Annotated in this window: 23 protein-coding genes; 15 read left to right on the top strand and 8 right to left on the bottom strand. The window is 63.6% G+C overall.

Translation table 11 applies throughout. The features are described 5' to 3' along the window. Window positions 1–213 precede the first annotated feature (213 nt). Window positions 214–2,367, top strand: a complete 2,154-nt coding sequence (locus IB266_RS12275; RefSeq protein ID WP_192261341.1) for a WG repeat-containing protein — start codon at window positions 214–216, stop codon at window positions 2,365–2,367. 49 nt (window positions 2,368–2,416) lie between these two features. On the opposite strand, the gene IB266_RS12270 is transcribed toward IB266_RS12275, so the two are convergent. After that, window positions 2,417–2,770 carry a hypothetical protein gene (locus tag IB266_RS12270; protein WP_092168782.1) on the bottom strand — a complete coding sequence of 118 codons (354 nt, stop codon included), beginning with the start codon at window positions 2,768–2,770 and terminating at the stop codon, window positions 2,417–2,419. A gap of 429 nt (window positions 2,771–3,199) precedes the next feature. Here IB266_RS12270 and IB266_RS12265 point away from each other — a divergent pair, with 429 nt between their 5' ends. Then, window positions 3,200–8,068: an NAD-glutamate dehydrogenase gene (locus IB266_RS12265; protein ID WP_192261340.1), complete on the top strand. Its 4,869-nt coding sequence runs from the start codon at window positions 3,200–3,202 to the stop codon at window positions 8,066–8,068. Between the two features lie 187 nt (window positions 8,069–8,255). On the opposite strand, the gene IB266_RS12260 is transcribed toward IB266_RS12265, so the two are convergent. The 3 genes from IB266_RS12260 to IB266_RS12250 form a co-directional block, all read right to left on the bottom strand. Next, the gene (locus IB266_RS12260; protein ID WP_192261339.1) at window positions 8,256–8,660 is read right to left on the bottom strand and encodes a cupin domain-containing protein; all 405 of its coding nucleotides are present in this window, start codon (window positions 8,658–8,660) and stop codon (window positions 8,256–8,258) included. Window positions 8,661–8,989: 329 nt separating this feature from the next. Then, on the bottom strand, window positions 8,990–9,283 hold the full coding sequence (locus IB266_RS12255) for a putative quinol monooxygenase (RefSeq protein WP_060742010.1): 294 nt from the start codon (window positions 9,281–9,283) through the stop codon (window positions 8,990–8,992). Between the two features lie 120 nt (window positions 9,284–9,403). After that, window positions 9,404–10,837, bottom strand: coding sequence for a PLP-dependent aminotransferase family protein (locus IB266_RS12250; RefSeq protein ID WP_092473724.1), 1,434 nt, complete (start codon window positions 10,835–10,837; stop codon window positions 9,404–9,406). Between the two features lie 195 nt (window positions 10,838–11,032). On the opposite strand from IB266_RS12250, the gene IB266_RS12245 reads away from it, so the two are divergent. After that, entirely contained in the window at window positions 11,033–11,473 is a 441-nt protein-coding gene (locus IB266_RS12245) for a carboxymuconolactone decarboxylase family protein (protein WP_072404481.1), read from the top strand. Between the two features lie 126 nt (window positions 11,474–11,599). Here IB266_RS12245 and IB266_RS12240 read toward each other — a convergent pair whose 3' ends face one another. Then, window positions 11,600–11,950 (bottom strand): hypothetical protein, encoded by a 351-nt coding sequence (locus IB266_RS12240; RefSeq protein ID WP_192261338.1) that lies wholly within the window; start codon window positions 11,948–11,950, stop codon window positions 11,600–11,602. Between the two features lie 205 nt (window positions 11,951–12,155). Between IB266_RS12240 and IB266_RS12235 the strand changes: the two genes are divergently transcribed. From IB266_RS12235 to IB266_RS12225, 3 genes are read left to right on the top strand one after another with little or no spacing between them, the layout of a single operon-like run. Continuing rightward, window positions 12,156–12,788, top strand: a complete 633-nt coding sequence (locus IB266_RS12235; RefSeq protein WP_060742014.1) for a secretin and TonB N-terminal domain-containing protein — start codon at window positions 12,156–12,158, stop codon at window positions 12,786–12,788. After that, window positions 12,785–13,330 carry a sigma-70 family RNA polymerase sigma factor gene (locus IB266_RS12230; protein ID WP_060742015.1) on the top strand — a complete coding sequence of 182 codons (546 nt, stop codon included), beginning with the start codon at window positions 12,785–12,787 and terminating at the stop codon, window positions 13,328–13,330. The genes IB266_RS12235 and IB266_RS12230 overlap by 4 nt, the downstream gene beginning before the upstream one ends. 37 nt (window positions 13,331–13,367) lie before the next feature. Then, a complete protein-coding gene (locus tag IB266_RS12225; RefSeq protein ID WP_192261448.1) occupies window positions 13,368–14,309 on the top strand; it encodes a FecR family protein in 942 nt (313 codons plus the stop codon). 227 nt (window positions 14,310–14,536) lie between these two features. Here the strand turns inward: IB266_RS12225 and IB266_RS12220 are convergent, their stop codons facing one another. Beyond that, the gene (locus IB266_RS12220) at window positions 14,537–15,148 is read right to left on the bottom strand and encodes a type II secretion system protein J (protein ID WP_192261337.1); all 612 of its coding nucleotides are present in this window, start codon (window positions 15,146–15,148) and stop codon (window positions 14,537–14,539) included. Further along, window positions 15,145–15,597, bottom strand: a complete 453-nt coding sequence (gene gspH / locus IB266_RS12215) for a type II secretion system minor pseudopilin GspH (RefSeq protein WP_092445040.1) — start codon at window positions 15,595–15,597, stop codon at window positions 15,145–15,147. Before gspH ends, IB266_RS12220 begins: the two co-directional genes overlap by 4 nt. A 116-nt stretch (window positions 15,598–15,713) precedes the next feature. Between gspH and IB266_RS12210 the strand changes: the two genes are divergently transcribed. Beyond that, window positions 15,714–16,184, top strand: a complete 471-nt coding sequence (locus tag IB266_RS12210; RefSeq protein WP_192261336.1) for a type II secretion system protein N — start codon at window positions 15,714–15,716, stop codon at window positions 16,182–16,184. 75 nt (window positions 16,185–16,259) lie between these two features. Here IB266_RS12210 and gspI read toward each other — a convergent pair whose 3' ends face one another. Continuing rightward, the gene (gspI, locus tag IB266_RS12205) at window positions 16,260–16,637 is read right to left on the bottom strand and encodes a type II secretion system minor pseudopilin GspI (RefSeq protein ID WP_192261335.1); all 378 of its coding nucleotides are present in this window, start codon (window positions 16,635–16,637) and stop codon (window positions 16,260–16,262) included. A gap of 148 nt (window positions 16,638–16,785) precedes the next feature. Here gspI and gspG point away from each other — a divergent pair, with 148 nt between their 5' ends. The 8 genes from gspG (at window position 16,786) to IB266_RS12165 (ending at window position 26,814) form a co-directional block, all read left to right on the top strand. Next, window positions 16,786–17,235 (top strand): type II secretion system major pseudopilin GspG, encoded by a 450-nt coding sequence (gene gspG / locus IB266_RS12200; protein WP_060742020.1) that lies wholly within the window; start codon window positions 16,786–16,788, stop codon window positions 17,233–17,235. 8 nt (window positions 17,236–17,243) lie between these two features. Continuing rightward, complete coding sequence (gene gspK, locus IB266_RS12195; RefSeq protein WP_192261334.1) at window positions 17,244–18,230, top strand: type II secretion system minor pseudopilin GspK; 987 nt, start codon at window positions 17,244–17,246, stop codon at window positions 18,228–18,230. Next, window positions 18,227–19,408, top strand: coding sequence for a type II secretion system protein GspL (gene gspL, locus IB266_RS12190; protein WP_192261333.1), 1,182 nt, complete (start codon window positions 18,227–18,229; stop codon window positions 19,406–19,408). Before gspK ends, gspL begins: the two co-directional genes overlap by 4 nt. Further along, window positions 19,401–19,976, top strand: coding sequence for a type II secretion system protein GspM (gene gspM, locus IB266_RS12185; protein ID WP_192261332.1), 576 nt, complete (start codon window positions 19,401–19,403; stop codon window positions 19,974–19,976). Before gspL ends, gspM begins: the two co-directional genes overlap by 8 nt. Beyond that, window positions 19,973–22,336 carry a type II secretion system secretin GspD gene (gene gspD, locus IB266_RS12180; RefSeq protein ID WP_192261331.1) on the top strand — a complete coding sequence of 788 codons (2,364 nt, stop codon included), beginning with the start codon at window positions 19,973–19,975 and terminating at the stop codon, window positions 22,334–22,336. Before gspM ends, gspD begins: the two co-directional genes overlap by 4 nt. Before the next feature lie 169 nt (window positions 22,337–22,505). Then, window positions 22,506–23,924 carry a type II secretion system ATPase GspE gene (gene gspE / locus IB266_RS12175; RefSeq protein ID WP_192261330.1) on the top strand — a complete coding sequence of 473 codons (1,419 nt, stop codon included), beginning with the start codon at window positions 22,506–22,508 and terminating at the stop codon, window positions 23,922–23,924. After that, window positions 23,924–25,135, top strand: a complete 1,212-nt coding sequence (gene gspF, locus IB266_RS12170; RefSeq protein WP_192261329.1) for a type II secretion system inner membrane protein GspF — start codon at window positions 23,924–23,926, stop codon at window positions 25,133–25,135. The genes gspE and gspF overlap by 1 nt, the downstream gene beginning before the upstream one ends. 509 nt (window positions 25,136–25,644) lie before the next feature. Further along, the gene (locus tag IB266_RS12165; protein WP_060742026.1) at window positions 25,645–26,814 is read left to right on the top strand and encodes a substrate-binding domain-containing protein; all 1,170 of its coding nucleotides are present in this window, start codon (window positions 25,645–25,647) and stop codon (window positions 26,812–26,814) included. Window positions 26,815–26,882: the final 68 nt, after the last annotated feature.

The following is a 26,882-nucleotide window of genomic DNA, read 5'->3' as shown; positions in this document are numbered from 1 at the left end:
GGTTCTGAAACCGGTTTCAGGAAACACCAGAACCCAATCGGTCGTCAAGGGCGACGTGTCGCAGGCACGACCAGCGGTGGTTCGCTTGCGTCGCACAGGGGCGACGATCCAGACAGGTCTTCATCAGAACCGGGCCACCCAGGCGATTTGCAGCGCGCAAGGCCGTGTGGTTAGCTGCCTGTCTCCCCAGCCCTTTGACTGCCGAAAACCACCATGAATTTTACCCAGCCTCGTTTGAGATTGCTGTCGATACTGAGTGTGACCTTGTTGGTGGTGGGCTGTGCGTCCTATTACCTGTTACGCCACAGCGGCGCGCCGGTAGATGAAGGTTTCGCCGCCGAGCAACTGAACGAAGGGGGCATGGAAGACATCGGTACGCTGGCAGCGCCCGAGGTGGAAAAACGCCTCAATTACTTGATTCAGGACACCGGTGAAACCCTCAGGTCCCTGGAGCTGATCAGCGACGCGCAATTGAGCCTGACCCTTTCGACGAGCGAGCCCGACGACGAGCAGCCATTGCAATACGAGCCGCTGTTTGTCCCGTTCACCAGCGCGCAACTGAAAGCTGAGCTGGCGTCGATTCAAGGCTTGCGTTTTACCCAGCGGCTGTTTGCCGAGGGTTCCGAGGTGCGGCTCGATACCAGCCGCCTCGATCCGCTCTGGAAGCGCGCCGCCACGCCGGAGGAGCCGGCGGCCGAGCAGTACCTGCCGCAGCGCCTGCGTTTTCGCGATGGCAGTGAAACAACCTTCGCCGAGCTCAAGGTGTCGCCCCAGGTCGAGTCCGACGACACGATCTCGTCCCATGACGCCTTCGCCCTGTCGGTGAACAAATCCCTGGCGAGTCTCGGCCTGACGGTCGCTTACCGCAGCTACCCGGCGTTCAAGCAAGTGGTACTGGACAAGGATCACCCGAAAGTGACCCTGGACGGCGGTCAGTCCTTCCAGCTCACTGCCCTGGGTGATGACAGCGCGTCCGTGCGGTTGAGTACACCGAAATTGTCGACCTTCGTGGTGCAGGGGCTGGATGACGCGGGCAGGGCGCTCTACAGCAACGGTAACAACTCCCGGGCGTTCCCCTCCGATGGCGATATCGCGGCGTTGCATGCGTATTACAACGCGCTGTTGCAGACCAAGGACGATCTCAAGCAGCTCAAGACCGGCCAGGCGGTGCAACAGCAATTGCAGCGCTTGACCGAGGCGCTGGCCGCTCAGGTGGGGCCGTTGAAAAACACCGAGGTCGACTATCGATTCGAGGCCACCCCGCAACGTATCGTCATCCATGTGCTCGATCCGATGGAGGACAACACCGTTGAGTTCGCCCAGGTCGACAACGTCCTTGCAGCGCAAGCGCGTTACATCGCCTTGGACCGGAATGCCGAGCGCTACGGCTTCATCGATCAGGCTGGCCAGTGGTTGATCAAGCCCCGTTGGGTGCAGGTGCAAGATAGCCAGATGGCCGATACCTACACGTTGTTTTTCCCGGAGAAGTCCAGCGACCCGGAGTCGGAGTGGCAGGCGTTGCGCAGCCAGCTCGCCTACTTCCCCGCCGGTAGCAACAAACTCGTAGACCTGCCGTTCGAATACATCACCGAGGCGTTGAGCAATGGCCTGCTGTTGGTGGAGCGCGAAACCAACGGCCCTTACGGGCTCTATGATGCCAAGCGTCATCGTTTCGTGTTGCCGATGAAATTCGTCAACCCTACTGTGACCGATAACGTGTTCATCGCCCGTCTCGGCAAGCGAACCGATGTCATGGAAGGCCTGTACGGCGCCTATACCCTGGACGGCAAAGAGATCCTGCCGACGCAGTTCTCGGGCATCGAGTACCGCGAGGGGTTGCTCTACGCCAGCTCCGCCGATCGGAGTCGTCAAGACGTGTTCGACCTGCAAGGTAAACGGATCAACCCTCAGGGTGACAACGTGATAGGCCGGTTTGTCGGGCAACAACCGCTGCTGGTGCAGGACACTAAAAGCCGGAAATTCGCTTTTATCGATCGCCAGGGCGCGCGGCTACCCATCAAGCTGCCATATGACGAAGTGACGCCGTTTTCCAACGGCATGGCGGTGGTCGGACGCGATGGCAGCTACGGTGCCATCGACCTGGCGGGCAGGTTGCAGGTCCCGCTGGATTACAACCAGATCAGCGCGTTCCAGACCCACTACGCCGCGGCCATCCGGGCCGATGGTGGTTCCGGCCTGGTCTTGATCAGTCGGGACAACAAGGTGATCAAGGAACTGGGGTCCTACACCAGCCTGGACGTGCCGGATAACGGCAATGAGGCTCGTTATTACGTGAGGGATCCGAATAACAGTGACGAGTACCTGGTTTATGACGCCGATGGCAATCTCGTGAAGAAAGACGGATAAAGGCGGATGCACTGATTTCTCGCCACAGGAGCGTGTTCGTGTCCGGATCTCAGAGCTGGCTTATATAGGTCCCCGTCCCCTTGAGGATGTTCTGCAGCGTCAGTTCCACTTCCGCCAGGTCCGCCGTATCGGTGTCGTGGGTGATCTCCAGCACATCGTCGCCGTTGAGCGCATCGGCATCCGCCGGGGCAATTTCAATCAGCAAGCGGGTCGGGCTGAGGGTGACCTTGACGCCGTCCAGTGTCGAAGGCTCTCCATCGAGGGCGATTTCCAGTTCGTCTTCGTCGGGGTAGCGCGTCATCAGGAACATTTCGCCCTGGGCGCTGTGGCAGCAGAGCATGGCCATGTTGTCTTCTTCTTCATCACACGGGTTGGCGATCAGAAGGGCGGTGGTCATTTGCATGGTGATGGCTCCAGGATCGAGTGCACCTGCGGGGTGCGAAAAGTGGATTCTGCCAGCCCGAAGGATTTTCTGCTGGTTTACCGCCTCGGGGTGCCGTTTGGCCCCCAGCCTGCTAGGGTTGTTCGGTGCGTACCGGCTGTTTAGCTAGCCGATGACCGAATATGTCGCAGCGCTGCAAGCAGGCAGGTTGTCGCACTCGTTAAGCTGCGCAACGGATGTGCACCTGCCAAGGCCACCCCTGGGTGGTTTTTGCAGGTGTCCATGGCATGAAATTACATGGAAAAGGATGTGACCTGCGGGTCCTGTCCAGCTTCACCCACCTGTCATCCTGTTTCCTCTGCCCGAGAATCAGGAACGGGGTGGCCGACAGCCCCGCAGGGGTTGCACGCGACGCTTCAATCAATAACAAGCCCAAGCGGAGTACCACAGATGGCGTTCTTCACCGCAGCCAGCAAAGCCGACTTCCAGCACCAACTGCAAGCGGCACTGGCGCAGCACATCAGTGAACAGGCACTGCCACAAGTGGCGCTGTTCGCTGAACAATTCTTCGGCATCATTTCCCTCGATGAACTTACCCAGCGCCGGTTGTCCGACCTCGCCGGCTGCACCCTGTCTGCCTGGCGCCTGCTTGAGCGCTTCGATCACACGCAACCACAGGTGCGCGTCTACAACCCCGATTATGAACGCCACGGCTGGCAGTCGACCCACACGGCCGTGGAAGTGTTGCACCACGACCTGCCGTTCCTGGTGGACTCGGTCCGCACCGAGCTGAACCGTCGCGGCTACAGCATCCATACCCTGCAAACCACTGTGCTGAGCGTGCGTCGCGGCAGCAAGGGCGAGTTGCTGGAAATCCTGCCAAAAGGCACCCAGGGCGACGACATCCTGCAAGAGTCGTTGATGTACCTGGAAATCGACCGCTGCGCCAACGCCGCCGAACTCAACGTCCTGAGCAAGGAACTTGAGCAAGTGCTGGGCGAAGTGCGCGTGGCCGTGGCCGATTTCGAACCGATGAAAGCCAAGGTCCAGGAAATCCTCGACAGCCTGGACAGCAGCGCCTACGCCATCGACGCTGATGAAAAGAGCGAGATCAAGAGCTTCCTGGAATGGCTGGTGGGTAACCACTTCACCTTCCTGGGCTACGAAGAGTTCGTGGTGCGCGACGAGGCCGACGGCGGTCACATCGAGTACGACCCCGACTCGTTCCTCGGCCTGACCAAATTGCTGCGCGCCGGCCTGACCGCCGAAGACCTGCGCATCGAAGACTACGCTGTCGCTTACCTGCGCGAACCAATGTTGTTGTCGTTCGCCAAGGCCGCGCACCCGAGCCGCGTGCACCGTCCGGCCTACCCGGACTATGTGTCGATCCGCGAAATCGACGCCAGCGGCAAGGTCATCAAGGAATGCCGTTTCATGGGCCTGTACACCTCTTCGGTGTATGGCGAGAGCGTGCGGGTCATTCCGTACATCCGTCGCAAGGTCGCGGAAATCGAGCGTCGCTCGGGCTTCCAGGCCAAGGCGCACCTGGGCAAGGAACTGGCCCAGGTGGTCGAAGTGCTGCCCCGTGACGACCTGTTCCAGACCCCGGTGGACGAGCTGTTCAGCACTGTCATGTCCATCGTGCAGATCCAGGAACGCAACAAGATCCGCGTGTTCCTGCGCAAAGACCCGTATGGCCGTTTCTGCTACTGCCTGGCCTACGTGCCACGTGACATCTATTCCACCGAAGTGCGCCAGAAGATCCAGCAAGTGCTGATGGATCGCCTGAAGGCCTCGGACTGCGAGTTCTGGACCTTCTTCTCTGAATCCGTACTGGCCCGTGTGCAGTTGATCTTGCGGGTGGACCCGAAGAACCGTCTCGACATCGATCCGGTCCTGCTGGAAAAAGAAGTGGTGCAGGCCTGCCGCAGCTGGAAGGACGACTACGCCAGCCTGGTCATCGAAAGCTTCGGCGAAGCCCAGGGCACCAACGTGCTGTCGGATTTCCCGAAAGGTTTCCCGGCCGGCTATCGCGAGCGCTTTGCCGCGCACTCGGCCGTGGTCGACATGCAGCACCTGCTGAACCTGAACGAAAAGAACCCGCTGGTCATGAGCTTCTACCAGCCGCTGGGCCAGGTCTCCGGCCAGCGTGAGTTGCACTGCAAGCTGTATCACGCCGACACGCCGCTGGCGCTGTCCGACGTGCTGCCGATCCTGGAAAACCTCGGCCTGCGCGTGCTGGGTGAATTCCCGTACCGCCTGCGCCACACCAACGGCCGCGAGTTCTGGATTCATGATTTCGCGTTCACCGCCGCCGAAGGCCTGGACCTGGACATCCAGCAACTCAACGACACCTTGCAGGATGCCTTCGTCCACATCGTGCGTGGCGATGCCGAGAACGATGCGTTCAACCGCCTGGTGCTGACCGCCGGCCTGCCATGGCGCGACGTGGCGCTGCTGCGTGCCTACGCCCGTTACCTGAAGCAGATCCGCCTGGGCTTCGACCTGGGTTATATCGCCAGCACCCTGAACAACCACACCGACATCGCTCGCGAGCTGACCCGGTTGTTCAAGACCCGCTTCTACCTGGCGCGCAAGCTCAGCGGCGATGACCTGGAAGACAAGCAACTGCGCTTGGAGCAGGCGATTCTCTCGGCCCTGGACGACGTCCAGGTGCTCAACGAAGACCGCATCCTGCGTCGCTACCTGGACCTGATCAAGGCCACCCTGCGGACCAACTTCTACCAGACCGACGCCAACGGCCAGAACAAGTCCTACTTCAGCTTCAAGTTCAACCCGCACCTGATCCCGGAATTGCCCAAGCCCGTACCGAAGTTCGAGATCTTCGTCTACTCGCCACGGGTCGAAGGCGTGCACCTGCGCTTTGGCAACGTTGCCCGCGGTGGCCTGCGCTGGTCCGACCGTGAAGAAGACTACCGTACCGAAGTGCTGGGCCTGGTAAAAGCCCAGCAAGTGAAGAACTCGGTGATCGTGCCCGTGGGCGCTAAGGGCGGTTTCTTGCCACGTCGCCTGCCGCTGGGCGGCAGCCGGGACGAGATAGCGGCCGAAGGCATCGCTTGCTACCGCATCTTCATCTCGGGCCTGTTGGACATCACCGACAACCTGAAGGACGGCGCGCTGGTACCGCCGGCCAACGTCGTGCGTCATGACGACGATGACCCGTACCTGGTGGTCGCCGCGGACAAGGGCACGGCGACCTTCTCCGACATCGCCAACGGCATTGCCATCGACTACGGCTTCTGGCTGGGCGATGCGTTCGCCTCCGGCGGTTCGGCTGGCTACGACCACAAGAAAATGGGCATCACCGCCAAGGGCGCGTGGGTCGGCGTGCAGCGCCACTTCCGCGAGCGCGGCATCAATGTCCAGGAAGACAGCATCACCGTGGTCGGCGTCGGCGACATGGCCGGCGACGTGTTCGGCAACGGCTTGTTGATGTCCGACAAGCTGCAACTGGTCGCGGCCTTCAACCACCTGCACATCTTCATCGACCCGAACCCGGAGCCCGCCAACAGCTTTGCCGAGCGCAAGCGCCTGTTTGACCTGCCGCGTTCGGCCTGGACTGACTACGACACCAGCATCATGTCCGAAGGCGGCGGTATCTTCTCGCGCAGCGCGAAGAGCATCGCCATCTCGCCGCAGATGAAAGAACGCTTCGACATCACGGCCGACAAACTGACCCCGACCGAGTTGCTCAACGCCTTGCTCAAGGCGCCGGTGGACCTGTTGTGGAACGGCGGTATCGGCACCTACGTCAAGGCCAGCACCGAAAGCCACGCCGATGTCGGCGACAAGGCCAACGATGCGCTGCGCGTGAACGGCAACGAACTGCGCTGCAAGGTCGTGGGCGAGGGCGGTAACCTGGGCATGACCCAACTGGGTCGCGTCGAGTTCGGCCTCAATGGTGGCGGTTCCAACACCGACTTCATCGACAACGCGGGCGGCGTGGACTGCTCCGACCACGAAGTGAACATCAAGATCCTGCTCAACGAAGTGGTGCAGGCCGGCGACATGACCGACAAGCAACGCAACCAGTTACTGGCGAGCATGACCGACGAAGTCGGTGGCCTGGTGTTGGGCAACAACTACAAGCAGACCCAGGCCCTGTCCCTGGCGGCACGCCGCGCCTTCGTGCGGATCGCCGAATACAAGCGCCTGATGAACGATCTGGAAGCCCGGGGCAAGCTGGACCGCGCCATCGAGTTCCTGCCGACTGAAGAGCAACTGGCCGAACGTGTCGCGGCGGGCCACGGCCTGACCCGTGCCGAACTGTCGGTACTGATCTCCTACAGCAAGATCGACCTCAAGGAAGCGCTGCTCAACTCCCTGGTACCGGACGACGATTACCTGACCCGTGACATGGAAACCGCGTTCCCGCCGACGCTGGTGAGCAAGTTCTCCGAGGCCATGCGTCGCCATCGCCTGAAGCGCGAGATCGTCAGCACCCAGATCGCCAACGACCTGGTCAACCACATGGGTATCACCTTCGTTCAACGGCTCAAGGAGTCGACGGGCATGAGCCCGGCGAACGTGGCCGGTGCCTATGTGATCGTGCGCGATATCTTCCACCTCCCGCACTGGTTCCGGCAGATCGAAGCCCTGGATCACCAGGTCTCGGCCGACGTGCAACTGGAGCTGATGGACGAGCTGATGCGCCTGGGCCGTCGTGCCACGCGCTGGTTCCTGCGCAGCCGTCGCAACGAGCAGAACGCGGCTCGTGACGTCGCTCACTTCGGTCCGCACCTGGCCGCGTTGGGCCTCAAGCTCGACGAACTGCTGGAAGGTCCGACCCGTGAAGGCTGGCAGACCCGTTACCAGGCCTATGTGGCCGCTGGCGTGCCGGAGTTGCTGGCGCGCATGGTTGCCGGCACCACGCACCTGTACACCTTGCTGCCGATCATCGAGGCGTCCGACGTCACCGGCCAGAACGCCGCCGATGTGGCCAAGGCTTACTTCGCCGTGGGCAGTGCCCTGGACATCACCTGGTACCTGCAACAGATCAGCGCACTGCCGGTGGAAAACAACTGGCAGGCACTGGCCCGTGAAGCGTTCCGCGATGACGTTGACTGGCAGCAACGGGCGATCACCATCTCGGTCCTGCAAGAGGGCGACGGTTCCCAGGACGTGGAAACCCGCCTGGCGCTGTGGCTTGAGCAGCATCACGAAATGGTCGAGCGCTGGCGCGCCATGCTGGTGGACATCCGTGCCGCCAGCGGTACCGACTACGCCATGTACGCGGTCGCCAACCGCGAACTGCTGGACCTGGCGTTGAGTGGTCAGGCGATCGTGACGGCCAACTGATCCGGCGTTGAATGAAAAAGCCCCGCATTGAGAGATGCGGGGCTTTTTTTTGGCTTTAAAGATTCACTGTGGACCCCTGTGGGAGCGAGCTTGCTCGCGATAGCGGTGGGTCAGCGACATTGAACTTGACTGATACACCGCCATCGCGAGCAAGCTCGCTCCCACAGGATGACTTGTAGTGTGACTGTTAGTTTTTCAGCGGTATCAACACCGCTTCATCCTCTCCCATCACCATGAACACCAGCAATTTCGCCGGTTGGCTCGTGCTGGCGTTTTTCGATACCAGGTGCTCGGAACCCGCCGCTTCATACCAGAACTCCCCGGCCTTGTAGGTCTTCGCCGGCTCGCCCTTGACCTGGGAGGTGATGGCGCCTTCCAGCACATAGGCCATGGCCGTGCCTTCGTGTTTGTGGGCAATGGACGCTTGGCCGGGGGCATAGTTGACGGTCAGCATCATGGCTTTTTTGCCTGGAACGTTTTTCAGCAGTTGTTCCTGCAATACCGTGACCTTCTCCGAAGGCGCGGCTTCGTGGGCGTAGGTATGGGTAACGGGCAGCAGGCTGAGAGCGGCGATCAGATAGAGGGTTTTCATGGGCATGGACCTTGGTGATTTCGAGTGATTTCGCGCTGTCGCGGCGATGGGTTCACCCTAAGCCCCAAGGTGGGGCAAGCAAACGTCCAATCTTTCGGAAGGTGGGTAGACCAATGGTTGGGTGGCAAATTTCCATCAGGCTGGCCCGTACCCCCGTGGCGAGGGAGCTTGCTCCCGCTGGGCTCTGTAGGAGCTGTCGAGCGGAGCGAGGCTGCGATCTTTCCCCAGGCACTTGAGTCTCAAACGAAAGATCAAAAGATCGCAGGCTTCGCCAGCTCCTACAGCGCAGCCGAGCGGGAGCAAGCTCCCTCGCCACAGGTTAAGAGCGCTCAGACAACCGGAAAACTATTGAAATCCACGCTTCGGGCCAGGCGGTTGTCGATCAGGCTGATGAAACCTTGCACTTCCGGACAGTTGAAGTGGGCTTGCATGGCCGCTTCCGATTGCCAGCGGGCGCTGACGTTCCAGCGGTCGCCATCGTCCGGGCAACGGTCGACCATGTAGGCGTCGCAGCCTGGCAGGGCGCGCAGGGTTTCGACGATCTGCTGCAATTGCCGGCCCAGATCTTCCGAGCGCCCGGCGGCGGCTTGCACCTGTACGGTATTGATCACTTGGCGAGACATTTTTCAGACTCCTGAATCAAGTCGGACGGAGGTGTTCACGAGTAATGACACCCGTGCAGGATAGGCCTGGCGGCGCGAGGCTCAAACAGCCAATGGGCGGATAAATGCCCAGTCCAATCCTCAGGCCACCTGCTGGAGAATGTCGCGCAAACGGTCGAGGGCGATGTCGATGTCGAGGGTTTCGATTGCGCCGAAACCGAAAAACAGGCCCGGCCGCACGGGCACATCATTGAAAAAACCGTCGAGGCTGTAGAGCCCGACCTCGGCTTTTTTCGCCAGCTCGATCACCAGCGCCAGGTCCACCGGGACCTTGCACAGCACGGCCATATGAAAGCCCGCGGTGGTGGGCACGGCCTCGAACCAGGGCGACAAGTCCCCGGCCATGCGCGCCAGGATCCGCTCGCGGCGTCCGGCGTACAGAGTGTGGCAGCGGCGGATGTGCTTGAGCAGGCAGCCCTCGGCGATGAACTTGGCCAGGGCCCATTGGGGCAGGGTGGAGGTGTGCTGGTCGGTGAGGCGCTTGGCCAGGATCACCGCTTCAAGGATCGCTGGCGGCAGGATCGCGTAGCCGAGCCGCAGCTCCGGCAACAGGGTCTTGGAGAAGGTGCCGACGTACGCGACGATCCCGCGCTCATCCAGGCTCTGCAATGAATCGGCGGGCCGGCCTTCGTAGCGGAATTCGCTGTCGTAGTCGTCTTCGATGATGATCGCCCCCAGCTCATAGGCCCGCGCCAGCAAGGCCTCGCGGCGGGCCTGGCTCATGGGCATGCCCAGGGGAAATTGGTGAGAGGGCGTCACATAAATCAGCCGCGTGCCGTCGGGGATCAGGTCTACCCGCATGCCTTGCTCGTCCACGGGCACCCCAGCCACCGTGGCGCCCTGGGAGCCGAACAGCAAGCGCGCCGGCGGATAACCCGGATCTTCCATGGCCACCAGGCTGCCGGGACGGGTCAACACCCGCGAGATCAGGTCCAGGGCCTGTTGCGCGCCGTTGCACACCACGACGTCCTCGTCCTGGCAATTGACCCCGCGGGAAAAGGCGATGTGCCGGGCAATCGCATTGCGCAGCGACGGCAGGCCTTCGGGCTGGCTGTAGAAACCCTTGGCACTGGCGATCTGGCGCAGCGCGTGGGCGGTGCAGCGCCGCCAGTCGTCCAGCGGAAACTGACCCTTGCCGGTGGCGCCGCCGATGAAGTCGTAGCGCAACGCACCTTCGAGGGTGGGGTGGCGCATCAGGTCCGGCATGGTGCGCCAGGCCTCGACGACATCGGCACCGGCCAGCTCGCGGTGGCTTTGCTTGCGCACGACTTTGGCCGGTCGCGCATTGACGTAGGTGCCTTTGCCGATGATGCCAGTGAGGAAGTTCTCGTAGGTCAGTTGGGCGTAGGTGTCGGAGACGGTCTTGCGCGAGACACCCAGTTGCTCGGCCAGCAGGCGACTGGGCGGCAGTTGGGTACCGGCGGCCAGGCGACCGCTCTCGATGGCGCTGCGCAATTGTTGATACAACTGGCCCGACAGGTCCTTGCGGCCGTTGATGACAACATGAAGTTCCATACCCGCGAGCTCCTGGGCGATTGTTCGGTGGCCAGCGTCAAAGGCGCAAGATTACCCGCATTGTGCGACTGCATAGAAGTTGCGTGGGGAAAATCCCGTCCATTGGACTTGTCCCCGGTTTTTTCGCCGAATTGGACCTGTCATTGCCCGGCACCAGGGCCTACCGTGAAGGTCTCGAATGCCACGGAGCCCGCCATGAGCCCGCGTCTGGATTACTACACCGCATCCCCCGGGGCGATGCGAGCCATGATCGGCCTGGAAGCCCTGACCAGTCGCCTGAGTATCGAACCGGCGCTGCTGCACCTGATCAAAATCCGCGCCTCGCAACTCAATGGCTGTGCCTTCTGCACCGACATGCATTCGGTGGAGGCACGACGCCAGGGCGAGACCGAGCGGCGGCTCTACGCGGTGGCGGTATGGCGCGACAGCGGTTTCTTCACGGCTCGCGAACGCGCCGCCCTGGCCTGGACCGAGGCGGTGACGCTGTTGGCTGAAAGCCAGGTGCCCGATGACGTCTATGCCCAGGCCCGGGCCTGCTTCAGCGAGGAAGAACTGGTGGACCTGACCCTGGCGATCAGCACCATCAACAGCTGGAACCGGCTGGCGGTGAGTTTTCGCCAGAGTCCGGGGGGGTGATCGGCGAGAGCCAACTGTGGGAGTAAGGCTTGCCCGCGATGAACGATGAGGAGGTGAACCTGGCGGACCGTGTCGCCTGGATCGCGAGCAAGCTTTGCTCCCACAGAGCAGGTCTGTCGTTTGCCTCTATTTATTTCCATTGGGCAACGGTGAGTTGTTGACCGGAACCGGCGGCCGCTGGGGCTTGACCGAAGTGCCGAATGTATTGCCCATGCGCACCCCCGTGGCCGCCGGGGTGGCCAGGCCGATGCTGTTCGGAGCGCGCTCGTTGACCGGCACGTTCATGGCGTCCTGGGCCCGTTGCGCCGCCTTCGCGGCCTGGGGGTCGTTGCCCATCTGCCGACTCAGGCAGTTGTAGTCGGGGGTCTTGTAACCCCCCACGGTCACCTCGATACAGGCCGGGGCTTCTTCGCCCTGGGCCCAGGGCAGGGCCATGAACAGCCCGAGGCCTGCCATCATGTTCATCCACTGTTTCATCTCCGACCTCCTGGCCCGTCGCAGCGGACGGTGCGTTGTCAGGGCATCAGTCTAGTGCGGCCTGGAGGATTTGTATCAGTTGTCATACGACATTCATAAACACCCCTCAGGATGACGATTTTCAACGGATACGTCAGTCGTGCAGCAGGGCAGAGCCGGGGGCGGACGCGGACGTGGATTGACCAGGGCGCCCTTGGGGTGGCTGATGGTGTTGCTGTGTCTGCTGGCCGGGCCGATCCAGGCGGTGGGCCTGGTGGACCTGGACATCGCGCCCCAGGAACTGACCACGGCGCTGGAGCAGTTCAGTCGCGCGACGGGCATGGCGGTGCTGGTGGATCACCAGCTGTCGAGCCAGCGCCAGACGCTGGGCGTGCAGGGGCGGTTCACCCCCTCCGAAGGGTTGCGGGTGTTGCTCAGCGGTACCGGGCTGGCGGCGCATTATGCCCGGGCGGATGCGTTCACGTTGCAGCCGGTGCGGGTGCGCGAGGTGCCGCTGCCTGCCGGTGTCACCCCGGGCTTGAGTGACAGCAACTACGCGGCAGCCATCCAGACGGTCATCCAGCGCAATTTATGTCGTTCACCGTTGACCCGCCCGGGCAGTTTTCGGGCGGTGCTGCAAGTCTGGATCGGCCGGGACGGCGTGGTCCAGCACAGCCGCCTGGTCAGTTCCACGGGCGACCTGATGCGGGACAAGGCCCTGGTCAACAGTTTGCAGAACCTCAGGATCGACCGTCCGGCGCCCAGTTCGTTGCGCCAGCCGGTGACCCTGCTTTTGTTACCCGACTCATCAGGAAAAAGCATGGAATGCATGACAGGGGAAGGGGTGTCCGGGCGATGAAAGACATCGGTCGCAGCCCGTTGGTGAAGTTGTTCCTCACCTCCTATGAGGATTTCAGGGTGCGCCTGCGCAGGCGCCTGGGCTCCGAGGAACTGGCCAACGACGTGCTGCATGAAACCTACCTGCGGGTCGATCGCATGGTCGACACGCCGGACATCGCCCAGCCCAATGCCTATCTGTATCGCATGGCCCTGAACATCGCCGCCGACCGTCGGCAGGCCGATGCGCGCTTGCTCACGGGCGATGAAATCGAGGAACTGCTGCAGGTCTCGGATGAGGCGCTGGACCCGGCGCGGGTGGTCGGCGGGCAGAAGGAGTTGCAGACCTTGCTCAAGGCCTTGTACGAACTGCCGGCGCGCCGTCGCAGGATTTTCATCGCCGCCCGCCTGGAAGAAGCGCCGCACTTGGAAATCTCCCAGCGCTTCGGTATTTCCACGCGCATGGTGGAAAAGGAAATCAAGGCGGCACTGGGGCATTGTGCCCTGCGCCTGGAAAGAAAAGTCATTCAGCGGTTCGGTCCCGGCGCGGGAAAACCGTCTTGAGAGTAGAGACCCGACCCTTTCATGAGTGTGTGTGCGCTTGAACATCTTCAGCATCGCTTCCCCTGATGCCACGCCCCAGGCCCGATTGGCCAGCGAGGCCCGAGATTGGCTGATCCTGCTGACCTCGGGGCGCGCCACCGTGGCCGATGCCCGGGCCTTGCGCCTGTGGTGCGGGCAAAGTCCCGAACATGCGCAGGCCTTTGAACAGGCCAAGGCGCTGTGGCATGGGCTGCAACCCGCCGCCGCAGCGTTGCAGGCGCCTCGGCATTTCGGCCGTCGGGCGTTGTTGGGTGGCGCCCTCGCGGCATCGGCGGCCTTTCTGTTGATCCGCGCCACGGTGCCCGGCGGTGTTTCCGGGCTAGGGGCCGACTACATCACCGACGTCGGCGAACAGCGCCGAGTGGAATGGGTCGAGGGCGTCAGCCTGGAGCTCAACACCCAGACCCGTCTCAGCCGTCGCGCGCTGGCCGATGGCGGGCAAGGGTTGGAATTGCTCAGTGGCGAAATTGAAGTGCAGGGGCGCAGTGCCCAGGTGGTCAGCGTCCAGGCCGGCACCGGTTGGGTCAGCGCCGCCCGGGCACGCTTCAACATCCGCTACACCGGCCAGAGCGTCTGCGCGACCTGCCTGGAGGGCGTGGTGCAGGTCGAAGTGCAAGGCCAGCGGTTTCGCCTGGAACCGGGCATGCAACTGACTTACGACCCTCACCAGGTGGGCGCGCCCAAGCGTGCCGATGTGTCGGCCGCCATTGCCTGGCGTGAGCAGGTGCTGGTGTTCAACGACGCGACCCTGGCTAGCGTCATCGATGAAATCAACCGCTACCGTCCCGGCATGTTGCTGCTGCTCAACCGCGAACTGGGCCAGCGCAAGGTCCAGGCACGGTTTCGCCTTGACCAGCTGGCGGGTGTGGCGCTGTTGATCCGCGATGCCTACGGCGCCAAATGCACCGAATTGCCGGGTGGAGTGGTGGTGCTGAGCTGAGGCCGGCGATGCCTGGCGGGCCTCATCGCGAGCAAGCTCAGCTCCCACAGGAGTTCGTGGGGCCCCACAGATTCAGCATCCGCCCACAATCCTCTGTGGGAGCTGAGCTTGCTCGCGATGAGGGCGGCACACTCAATCCAGATGCAAGCTGACCCACCGCTATCGCGAGCTTACTCCTGCAAGGGGCCTGTGTTGGGCTCTGGCCTTGAAGGTCCTCCAGTAACCGCCTAATCCAGCGGCCCCAACACCTGTCGATAGGTTTCGGCCCCCTGAGGTGTCTGGCGAGTCAGGCTGACCTCGATGCCCGTCGGGTTTTCCTGGCGGTTGCCGCTGAGTTTGCGCCAACCTTTTTCCGTGTCCCAGTACCGCAGGCCGGCGTCGCTGACGTCACTGAGTACGGCCACGCCCGGGCCGGGTGCGGGCAGGGGGTAGCGGTTGCGGGCCTGGCCCTGGGCGCGGTAAAGCGTGTCGCCCTTGAGCCACCAGCGCACCCGTTGCAGCTCGCCTTCCTGGGCCGCCGCCACGCGGATCACATCCAGGCGAAAGCCCCGACCTTCGGTGCTGCGCACGGTGAGGGCGGGCGGGGCGGTCGAGGGCTGGTCGTCGACCCCGGGTTTGACCGGTTCGCTCAGCTCGATGCTGGCGCGCAGGGCCACGTCGCGCTCCAGTTGGTTCAACACCCGCAGCAGCGCTTCGGTCTGCTCGGTACTGGCCTGCAAATGGCTGTCGGCACGGGTCACGCTGTCCAGCCCGCGCCAGGTGATCAGGCTGACCACCGCCATCAGCAGGATCGCCACCATCACCTCCAGCAAGGTGAAGCCTTTCTCCCGGGCGCTCATTGGAGTTGCACCCGCCCGGCGGCACTGCGTTGCACAGTGAGACTGTTCTGGCCGTCCGACAAGCGGATCTGCAAGGGTTCGCCGATCCATTCGGCATTCAACACGACCCGCTGCCTGGGTTCCACGCGCACTTCCATCGACGGACTCTGCCAGCGACGTCGACGCAGTTGCGGGTCGTCCTCGAAGCGATCGACCCCGGTGCCCCGGTCCGCGCGGCGACTGAAGCCAAAGCCCTTGGCATCCCAGCGCCAGGTAATCGGCCGCCCGTCGGTGCGTGCTTCGGTCTGGGCCAGTTGCAACAGCTGCACCAGCCGTTCGCCATCCTGGCGCAGCAACTTCAACGGGTCCGGCTTGATGCTCAGGCTCACGGCGGCACTGGCGATGCCGATGATCACCAGCACCACCATCAATTCGATCAGGGTAAAACCGCGCTGCTTGCCGAGGTTCATGTGCGCTCCTTTGCGTGAGCGTCATCCTGCACGGTGAAGATGATAAGGATGTGAAATAAAACGGAGAGAATTGACGCGTACGCTGCAAGTTGGAATCAAAAAAGGAGATTCAGGCCATGGCGTTCATCGAGCGTGTGTCCCCGGCGCAAATCGTCCAGGTCGTGGGCTTGTTGGCAGCATTGGCTGGGGTGGCGACCTGGTCTTCGCTGCTGCTCACCTCGGCCGAGTCGCGCACGCCGGACGTCGCTCCGCAGCGCATGGCCGAGCGTTCCGATAACCCGGCGTTGCAATGGTTCTCCAACCAGCCGGCACCGGTGGACATCAAGGTCAGCGGCGTGCTGGCCGGCACCCACGCCGCCGTGGCGATCCTCAGCCTCAACGACGGGCCGCCGCGCAGTTTCCTGGTGGGTGAGCGCGTAGCCCAGGGCGTACGGCTGGTGGCGATCGAGGCGCAGGCGGTGGTCATCGAACGTGGCAACGAACAGACCCGTCTGGCCCTGGCCCGGTTGCCGGACTCGGTGGTTTTGCCCTCGCTGTGGGAGCAAGGCTTGCCCGCGATGAAGACGGTGCAGTCTCCGAGGAAATGAGGCGCCTGCATCGCGGGCAAGCCTTGCTCCCACAGATAAACCCCTCGTCACAGAGGATGTGTTAATCCACACCATTCAAGGTTTGTCCCGGCTGACCAACGTCTCCAGCCGAGCCAGCGGCGGGGCTTCGCGACTGCGGTCCGACACGCTCAGTTCAACCCGCAGCAGCCGGCCGTTTTCCGCCGGGCGCAGGGTCTGTTCGCAGCGCAGCAGCAAGCGCCCCTGGTCGCACTCGAACACTTTGGAACCCTGGGCAAAACGGCCTTCCAGGCGCAACTGCGCCAGTTGGCTGCGAGCGGCCAGCAGGGCGATGGATTTGTCCCGCAGCAGGCTGTTGCTCTGGGTCATCACCGCCGCCACGCGCACGGCGGCCGACATGGCCACGGCGATGATCGCCAGGGCCACCAGCACTTCGATCAGGGTGAAGCCGGCTTGCGGAGCAGGGCGTGGCATGGCGCGGGCTCAGGTGCGAGGGCAGCCTTCAAGGGTAGCCGGCGTTCGTGACCGATTGACGACGCAAGCTCCTGAGCAATTTCAATATCACTGACATATTTTCTTGCAACACTGCGCCTCGAATCGAATCCAGCGAAGGACCGTCGAGATGCAGATCGCCCGTTACAACGCCCGTTCCCAAGGCCCTCGCGGGCAGCGGGGTTTCACCCTGATCGAAATCATGGTCGTGGTGGTGATCCTCGGCATCCTGGCGGCGATGGTGGTGCCCAAGGTCCTCGACCGCCCCGACCAGGCGCGGGCAACGGCGGCGAAACAGGACATTGGCGGCCTGATGCAAGCCTTGAAGCTGTATCGTCTGGACCACGGCAGTTACCCGAGCATGAACCAGGGCCTCAAGGTGCTGGTGGAGAAACCGGCCGATGCGAAAAACGGCACCTGGCGTTCCTACCTCGAGCGCCTGCCCAACGACCCATGGGGCCGCCCCTACAACTACCTCAACCCCGGTGCCAACGGCGAAGTCGATATCTTTTCCCTGGGGGCCGACGGCCAGCCTGATGGCGACGGCGTGAATGCCGACATTGGCTCCTGGCAGCTGTAAGGGCCGTGATGCGAACGGATTCGCCCCTCGCGGCGAAGCAGCGCGGCATGGCGGTGATCAGTGCCTTGTTGATCGCCGCCGTGGTGGCGGTCATCGCCGGCGGCATGCTGACCCGCCAGACCCTGTTCACTCGCAGCCTGGAGGCCGAGCAGTTGCGTGTCCAGGGCTCGGCGCGGTTGCAGGGCGGCCTGCAACTGAGTCGCCAGTTGCTCCGGGATGCCCGCCAGCGCGATCCACTGACGCGCTTCGGCCAACCCTGGGCCAAACCCATCGTGATACCGGGTTCAGGCCAGATCGACACACCGTTCGAAGGCCAGTTGGAAGATGAGCAAGGCAAGTTCAACCTGCGCAACCTCGTCGCCAATGAACGCGTGGATGAGGAACAAGTGCGCGCCTTCGAACGCCTGTGCCAGCAGTTGGGAGTGGCCGCGACGGTCCGCACGCGTATCGTCGAAAGGGTGGTCGAGGCCTATCCGCGCCTGTTGAATCCGCAGCGGGTGGACCAGGCGCCAAAGGCCAATACCTTCAACAGTGGCCGCGAAACGTCGCCACAGGCCGACAATACGCCGCTGGCCCCGACGCGGCCGATGTTGCGCACCTTGCAAGACTTGCGCAGCGTCAAAGGCGTCACCACGCGGTTGCTGGACACACTGGCGCCTTACGTGACGATCCTGCCCACCAACACCTGGCTCAATGGCAACACCGCCAGTGCCCCGGTGCTGGCCGCCTACGTGCCGGGGCTGTCGCTGCAACGGGCCGAGGCACTGGTCAGGGAGCGTGACGGCGGCCATTGGTTTATCAACCGCGGGGATTTCGTCAATCGCCTGCGCATGCCGGAGTTGGAGACCGCCAGCGTCAAGGTTGGCATCACCAGCGACTGGTTCCGCCTGCGGGGTCAGGCGCGCAGTGGTCAGCGGCGGGTCGAACTGGACGCTTTGCTGCAACGCACCGAGGACCGCTTGCCCCAGGTGATCTGGTCAAGGGTGGGCGTATGACGCGCTTGCGCATCGCCCTGGCGCCGCTGGGCAGCCTGGACCTCGACAGCCCGCTGGCGTTTGCCTGGCTGGATCGCCAGGGCCAGGTCCGCGAGCAAGGCCGCAGCAGCCTTCGGGCGTTGGGTCAGCGGGGTAAAAACCTTTCGGTGGAGTGTTTCCTTCATCCCCGCGACAGCGTGTTGACCCGCCTGGAGTTGCCGCTGTTGCCGGCGGCCAAGATCAGCGCAGCGGTGACGTGCGCGGCCCAAGCCCTGATGCTCGGCGCCAGCGAACACATGCAGGTGGCCCATAGCCCGCGTGACATTGACGGGCAGGTACAGATCACCTGGCTGGACCGTGAATCCCTCGCCAATCTCGGGCGGCTAGTGCACCAGGCCGGCATGAAACTGCGCGGCCTCTACCCGGCGGCCTACGCCTTGCCGGTGCTGTCGGGGCCGGTGGCTTGCATCGAGGACGACCATCTGCTGGTGCGCCATGGCCTGCAACACGCTGTGGTGCAACCGTTGCAGGAGGAGGCGCTGGACGAGTGGCTACTGGAAACGGGGGCTGGGCTGCATTGGATCGGCGCCGCGCCGCCCAAATCTTCCCTCGACACCTTGGCTGAAAGCCAGCGCTGGACTGGCCCGGCACCGGGCTGGGGTTTGCATGCCGGTCTTGCACGCAACGCCGTCGAGCGCGGTGGCTGGGGCCGGGCGGTGGCGATCTGCGCGACAGCGCTGGCGGTGTGGGTGGTTGGGTTGAACCTCTATGCCGCCCGCGAAGCGGCCCAGGGCCAACGGCTCAAGGCACAGATGAGCCAGCGGGTGAAACAGGCGTTTCCCGAGTTGCCAGTGATCCTCAACCCATTGCAACAGGCACGCCAGCAAATCGCTGTGCGCCAGAGCGGTGCGGCGACCGACCCGGCCCAACGCTTTGCCAGCCTGGTGCAGCAGGCGGGCAGCGCCATGCCGTTCATGAGCGGCAATGTCCAGGCGTTGGTGTTCGAGAACGGTGAGTTGCGCCTGACTGTCGTGGCCGAGGCGCAGAAAACCGCCGCCGAAGAGGATTGGAAAATCCCCCTGGCCCAGGCCGGCATCGACGTCGCCGCCGTCGACCAGGGCTGGCGCCTGCGGGTGGCCGTGGCCGACCAGGGTACGCAGGACGCCTCCGACGAAACCCCGGACACCGACGATGAATAAGCACTCCCTGGCACTGGCGCGGGTCCGTTGGCAAACCTTTCGCACGCGTTTGCGCACGTTCTGGCAGGGGCTTGCCGTGCGCGAACAAGCCGCCGTGGCTCTGGCTGCGCTGGTGTTGGGCAGCTGTCTGGTCTGGCTCGTGCTGATCCAGCCACCGCTCAAGACCATCGCTTACTGGCAAGCCGAAACCCCGAAGCTGCGATCGCAGACCGAGGCTCTCGAAGTACTGTTGCGTGACGTCGCCGGGCCCGCGCAAGGCCTGCCCCTTGAAGCCGCCTTGCGCCAGAGCCTGGACGCCAGCGGTTTGAGCCAGCACTACCAATTGCAAGCGCCCGGCACCGAGCGCCCCGGCGCCTGGCAGCTCACGTTCGATCAGGCCCCGGCGGAGGCGGTCATCAGCTGGCTGCTGGGCAATCCACGGCAATTCTCCCTGGAGGTGATCGAGGCCCGTTTGCAGCGCACTGCCCTTGCCAATCCCGATAACCACGACAACCTCGACAACAGCGCCGGCACACTGTCCGGAACCGTTCGCATGGATCAGGCGCAAAGCGCTAAGGAAGCTTCATGAAAGGGGCCCGATACCCACGTCATTGGCGCAAGGCCGCGCCACTGTTGTTGCTGGCGTTGAGTGCGTGCAACAGCACGCCGCCCGCGTCGCAGCCACCGTTGCTGGTGGACAGCGAGCTGGGTATTCCATTGGGGAGTACCCAGCGCAGCGGCGATGCATTGCTCGATCGCCAGCGGGCCCAGGACCTGCGTGAGCGCAAGCCCGCGGTGCGGCATCAGGTCGATCTCACCGCCCGTGCCCGAGAGCCCCGCAGCAATGCGCCGGCGCGCACGCCCCTGGGGGATCAACCGGTGACGCTGAATTTCGTCGAGGCGGATATCCAGGCGGTGGTGCGGGCCTTGTCCCGTTCCACCGGCCAACAGTTCCTGGTGGACCCGCGGGTCAAGGGCAACCTGACGCTGGTTTCCGAAGGCCAGGTCCCGGCTCACCAGGCCTACGACATGCTGCTGGCCGCGCTGCGCATGCAAGGCTTCAGCGTGGTAGACGTGGGGGGCGTGGCCCAGGTGGTGCCGGAGGCCGATGCCAAGCTGTTGGGTGGGCCGATCTACAGCGCCGACAAACCGGCCGGCAACGGCATGCTGACGCGCACCTTCCGCCTGCAATACGAAAACGCGGTGAACCTGATCCCGGTGCTGCGCCCGATCGTGTCGCCGAACAATCCGATCAATGCCTACCCGGGCAACAACACCATTGTCGTCACCGATTACGCCGAAAACCTGTCGCGGGTGGCGCAGCTCATCGAAGGCATCGACACCCCGAGTGCCATCGACACCGATGTGGTGCCGATCCACAACGGCATCGCCGTCGACATCGCGCAAATGGTCTCTGACCTGCTGGAAAACCAGGGCGGCGACCAGACCCAGAAGATCAACGTGATCGGCGATCCGCGCTCCAACTCCATCATCATCCGCGCCGGCAGCCCCGAGCGCACGGAGCTGGCGCGCAACCTGATCTACAAGCTCGACAACGCTCAGAACAACCCGAGCAACCTGCACGTGGTGTACCTGCGCAATGCCCAGGCCGGCAAACTGGCCCAGGCCCTGCGCGGCTTGCTCACCGGGGAAAGTGAAGGCGAGGGCAACGACAACTCGCGCTCGGTGCTCAGTGGCATGGGCGCCAATACCAACGGACAGAGTGGGCAGGGCAGCAGTGGCGATGGCACCGGCAGCACCACCAGCGGCAGTGCGTCGACCAGCGGCAACGGCTACGCCCAGGGCAGCAACGGGACAACCTCCGCGTCGACGAAAAACGAACAGAGCACTGCTTTCAGCGCCGGCGGTGTCACCATCCAGGCCGACGCCACCACCAACACCTTGCTGATCTCCGCGCCGGACCCGTTGTACCGCAATCTGCGGGAGGTCATCGACCTGCTGGACCAGCGCCGGGCCCAAGTGGTGATCGAGAGCCTGATCGTCGAGGTCGGCGAGGACGACGCCAGCGAATTCGGCGTGCAATGGCAGACCGGCAATCTCGGTGGCAGCGGGGTGATCGGCGGGGTCAATCTCGGCGGCACGGGGCTCAACCTCAACGGCAAGACCAGCATCGATGTCTTGCCCCAGGGCCTGAACCTGGGTTTGGTCAACGGCACCGTGGACATTCCCGGCATCGGCAAGATCCTCGACCTCAAGGTCCTGGCCCGGGCCTTGAAGAGCAAGGGCGGCACCAACGTGCTATCGACGCCGAACCTGCTGACCCTGGACAACGAAGCGGCGAGCATTTTCGTCGGCCAGACCATTCCCTTCGTCAGCGGCAGCTACGTCACGGGCGGGGGCGGCACCAGCAACAACCCGTTCCAGACGGTGACCCGCGAGGAGGTGGGTTTGAAGCTCAATGTCCGGCCGCAGATTTCCGAAGGCGGGACGGTCAAGCTCGACATCTACCAGGAGGTCAGCAGCGTCGATAATCGCGCCTCGAGCACCACGGGTATCGTCACCAACAAGCGCGCCATCGACACCAGCATCCTGCTCGACGACGGGCAGATCATGGTCCTTGGCGGGTTGCTGCAGGATGGCTACAGCCAGAGCAACGACGCGGTGCCGTGGCTGTCGACCATTCCCGGGATCGGCGCGCTGTTTCGCAACGAGCGGCGGCAGATCACCAAGACCAACCTGATGGTGTTCCTGCGGCCCTACATCATCCGCGACACCGCGGCGGGACGCGGCATCACCCTCAATCGCTACGACTTCATGCGCCGCGCCCAGGGCCTGCTGCAACCGGATCGCAGTTGGGCAATGCCGGACATGCAGGCCCCGCAACTGCCGGCCTCGGCGAGGGCGATCCCGGGGACGCCGCCTGCCGGGCCGCAGATGCCCAGGGCGGTGATCAAGGCGGTGCCTGTAACGGAGCCGATTGGACAATGACTTCCGTGGCGAGGGAGCTTGCTCCCGCTGGGTTGCGAAGCGACCCCAAAAAGATTGCATGCCATCTGTCTGGCACACCGAGGTGCCTGGCTTTGGGGCTGCTGCGCAGCCCAGCGGGAGCAAGCTCCCTCGCCACATTGGGTGGGTCAGTAGTAGAGGAAGTGTGCCCATGAACACCCTCCCATATGCCTGGGCCAAGGCCCAGCGCCTGGTGTTGAGCCAGTCCGAAGAGGGGGCAGTGCTGATGGTGTGCCCGTCCACGCCGGGCTGGTCCATCAGTGAAGTGCGCCGTCAGTTCGGCGAGGTGCGGCTGGAGCGGGTGCGCGACGAGGAGCTCGATGGGCTGCTCAACAGTGCCTATGCCGACACCGGCAGTGCCGCCGCAGTGGTGGGCGCGGCGGAAAACGAAGTCGACCTCGACCGGCTGATGCAGGACATCCCCGAGATCACCGACCTGCTGGACACCCAGGACGGCGCGCCGGTGATTCGCATGATCAACGCCTTGCTGACCCAGGCCGCGCGGGATGAGGCCAGCGACATCCACATCGAACCCTACGAGAGCCATTCAGTGGTGCGCTATCGCGTCGACGGCACCCTGCGCGATGTGGTTTCGCCACGCAAGGCCCTACACGGTGCGCTGGTGTCGCGGATCAAGATCATGGCCCAACTCGACATCGCCGAAAAACGCCTGCCCCAGGACGGCCGCATCGCTTTGCGCGTGGCCGGCCGACCGATCGATATCCGCGTCTCGACGGTGCCCACCGGCCACGGCGAACGGGTGGTGATGCGGTTGCTGGACAAGCAGGCCGGCCGCCTGCAACTGGAAACGTTGGGGATGGATCCGGATGTACTGGGCAAGCTCGATCACCTGATCCGCCAGCCCCACGGTATCGTCCTGGTCACCGGCCCCACGGGCAGCGGCAAGACCACCAGCCTGTATGCCGCCCTGGCCCGGCTGGACGCCAGCGTCCACAACATCCTCACGGTGGAGGACCCGGTGGAATACGACCTGCCGGGCATCAGCCAGATCCAGGTCAACGCCAAGATCGACATGACCTTCGCCCTGGCGTTGCGGGCGATCCTGCGCCAGGACCCGGACATCATCATGATCGGCGAAATCCGCGACCTGGAAACCGCACAAATCGCCGTGCAGGCGTCCCTCACCGGTCACCTGGTGCTGGCGACGCTGCACACCAACGACGCGGTGTCGGCCATCAACCGCCTGATCGACATGGGGGTCGAGCCGTTCCTGCTGGCCTCGTCGATGCTCGGCGTGCTGGCCCAGCGACTGGTGCGCAGGTTGTGCCCGCAGTGCAAGCAGCCAGATCCGGCCACGCCCGGCACCTGGCGCCCGGTGGGTTGCCCGAGCTGTAACCAGACCGGCTACAGCGGCCGCACCGGGATCCATGAACTGTTCTGCATCGACGATGACATCCGCACGCTGATCCACCAGGGGGCAGGGGAGCAGGCACTGCGCGCCGCCGCCCGCCAGGCCGGCATGTTCAGCATGCGCGAGGATGGCGAGCGCTGGGTGCGCAGTGGCACCACGGCCCCTGAAGAAATCCTGCGCGTGACACGGGACGCCTGATGAATCGCTACCGTTTCGAGGCCGCCGACGCCCAGGGCAAGATCGAATCCGGACACTTGGAAGCCGACAGCCAGGGGGCGGCCTTCAACCTGTTGCGCAGTCGCGGGCTGACGGCATTGCAGGTGCAGGTCGAGCGCAACACGATACCGGCCAATGGCGGTGGCTTGTTCAGCGCCAAACTCTCGGACAACGACCTGGCCTGGGCCACCCGGCAACTGGCGAGCCTGCTGGGCGCGAGCCTGCCGTTGGAAGCCGCGTTGAGTGCCACGGTGGAACAGGCCGAGCGCAAGCACATCGCCCAGACCTTGAGCGCGGTGCGCGCCGATGTGCGCAGCGGCATGCGCCTGGCCGAAGCCCTGGCGGCACGCCCCCGGGATTTTCCGGAAATCTATCGGGCATTGATTGCCGCCGGTGAAGAGTCCGGCGACCTGGCCCAGGTGATGGAGCGATTGGCGGACTACATCGAAGAGCGCAACAACTTGCGGGGCAAGATCCTCACGGCGTTCATCTACCCCGGGGTGGTGGGGCTGGTGTCGGTCGCCATCGTGATTTTCCTGCTCAGCTACGTGGTGCCCCAGGTGGTCAGTGCATTTTCCCAGGCCCGCCAGGACCTGCCTGCGCTGACCGTGGCGATGCTCACTGCCAGTGATTTCATTCGGGCCTGGGGCTGGTTGTGTTTTGGCGTGCTGGCCGGTGGGTTCTGGAGTTGGCGCATGTACTTGCGCAAACCGGCGGCGCGGTTGAACTGGCACGCGCGGGTCTTGCGCCTGCCGCTGATCGGGCGTTTTGTACTGGGCCTCAACACCGCGCGCTTTGCCTCCACCCTGGCGATTCTCGGCGGAGCCGGGGTGCCGTTGCTGCGAGCGCTCGAAGCCGCACGCCAGACCCTGTCCAACGACCGCCTGAGCCAGAGCGTCAGCGAGGCCACGGCCAAGGTCCGCGAAGGGGTCAACCTGGCGGCGGCGCTGCGGGTGGAAAAAGTCTTCCCGCCGGTGCTGATCCACTTGATCGCCAGCGGTGAGAAAACCGGCTGCCTGCCGCCGATGCTCGAACGCGCCGCGCAAACCCTGTCCCGCGACATCGAACGCCGCGCCATGGGCATGACTGCGCTGCTGGAGCCGTTGATGATCGTGGTCATGGGCGGCGTGGTGCTGGTGATCGTCATGGCGGTGCTGTTGCCGATCATCGAGATCAACCAGTTGGTGCAATAGCCCACCGCGCAAAAACCGTGGCGAGGGAGCTTGCTCCCGCTGGGCTGCGCAGCAGACCCAAAACCTGACTTTCCAGTACTACAGACAGATCGCAACCAGCCCGTTTGGGGTCGCTTCGCAACCCAGCGGGAGCAAGCTCCCTCGCCACAAAAGCAGCCCGTTTTTTTGCAGTGATGCAACACCTCCCGAGCCTCGCCATCGCCAAACTCGGGTTCCTCGTTCTGTCATGTTTACGCGCCTGCCAACCGCCTGCCGCCACCTTCACGGTGAACCCTTGCCGCATCCCCGCAAGAACCAGCCGAACCCTCAGCCCAGAGCCCTCGAACACCCGAGAAAAAAGCCTAAAAAACAGCCTTCAGCTCCCGAGGTTTTTTCCTTTATCTGTCACCGGAAACTGCGAATTTCTAACCCATGGCCTCACCCCATCGCCATCGGCACAGGACCGAGCGCCATGACGGCAAGCACGCGTCACCCAACCTACGTACGAACACGATGAAAGGAGATTCTTCATGTTTAAGCGCAACGTTCTCGCGGTATCCCTGACCCTCGCCGGCCTCTGCGCCGCTCAGGCCGCCATGGCTGATGTCAATGGCGGTGGTGCTACCTTGCCTCAGCCGCTGTACCAGACTTCCGGCGTCCTGACTGCCGGTTTCGCCCCTTACATCGGCGTGGGCAGTGGTGCCGGCAAGTCGGCTTTCCTGACCAACGATTACACCAAGTTCGTGCCAGGCGACACCAGCGGCAAGAAAGTGCACTGGGCCGGTAGCGACTCCAAGCTCAGCGCCACCGAACTGAGCACCTACGTCAGCGCCCACGGTGCCGCCTGGGGTCCATTGATCCAGGTGCCTTCGGTCGCCACCTCGGTTGCCATTCCGTTCAACAAGACCGGCACTGCCAACGTCAACCTGAGCGTCAATCAGCTGTGCGGTGTGTTCTCCGGCCGTTTGACCGACTGGAGCCAGATCACCGGTTCGGGCCGTACCGGCGCGATCACTGTGGTTTACCGTGCAGAAAGCAGTGGCACCACCGAGCTGTTCACCCGCTTCCTGAACGCCAAGTGCGCTGAAACCGGCACCTTTGCCATCACCACCAACTTCGCTTCCAGCTATAGCGGCGGCCTGCCAGCCGGCGCCGTTTCCGCCACGGGCAGCCAGGCTGTGATGACTGCAGTGAACGCCGCCCAAGGCCGTATCAGCTACATGAGCCCGGACTACGCCGCTACCACCCTGGCCGGTCTGGACGACGCCACCAAGGTAGCCCGCGTTGCCGGTGTTTCCCCAGCCCCGGCCAACGTATCGGCCGCCATCGCCGCTGTCGCGGTACCTGCCGTCGCCAACCGTTCCAACCCGAACGCCTGGGTACCGGTGTTCGCCGCTACCACCAACCCAAGCGACCCTAGCGTCGTAGCCTACCCATCCACCGGTTACCCGATCCTGGGCTTCACCAACGTGATCTTCAGCCAGTGCTACGCCGATGCGACCCAGACCACCCAGGTTCGCAACTTCTTCAGCCGCCACTACGGTTCGTTGACCAACAACGACTCGGCCATCACCGCCAACCGTTTCGTGCCGCTGCCTTCGGCTTGGAAAACCGCCATTCGTGATTCCTTCGTCACGGCTTCCAGCGGTCTGAGCATCGGTAACACCAGCGTCTGCAACGCCATCGGTCGTCCGTTGTAAGCCCACGCTTGAGCGACCCGCAATACCCGGTCAGCAACGGTGAAAGCCGTTGCTGACTTTTTGCGTCA

This window comes from Pseudomonas sp. Pdm06 (assembly GCF_014851795.1).
GTDB classification, from domain to species: Bacteria; Pseudomonadota; Gammaproteobacteria; order Pseudomonadales; family Pseudomonadaceae; genus Aquipseudomonas; species Aquipseudomonas fluorescens_AA.
This window is presented reverse-complemented; position numbering and strand designations above follow the sequence as displayed.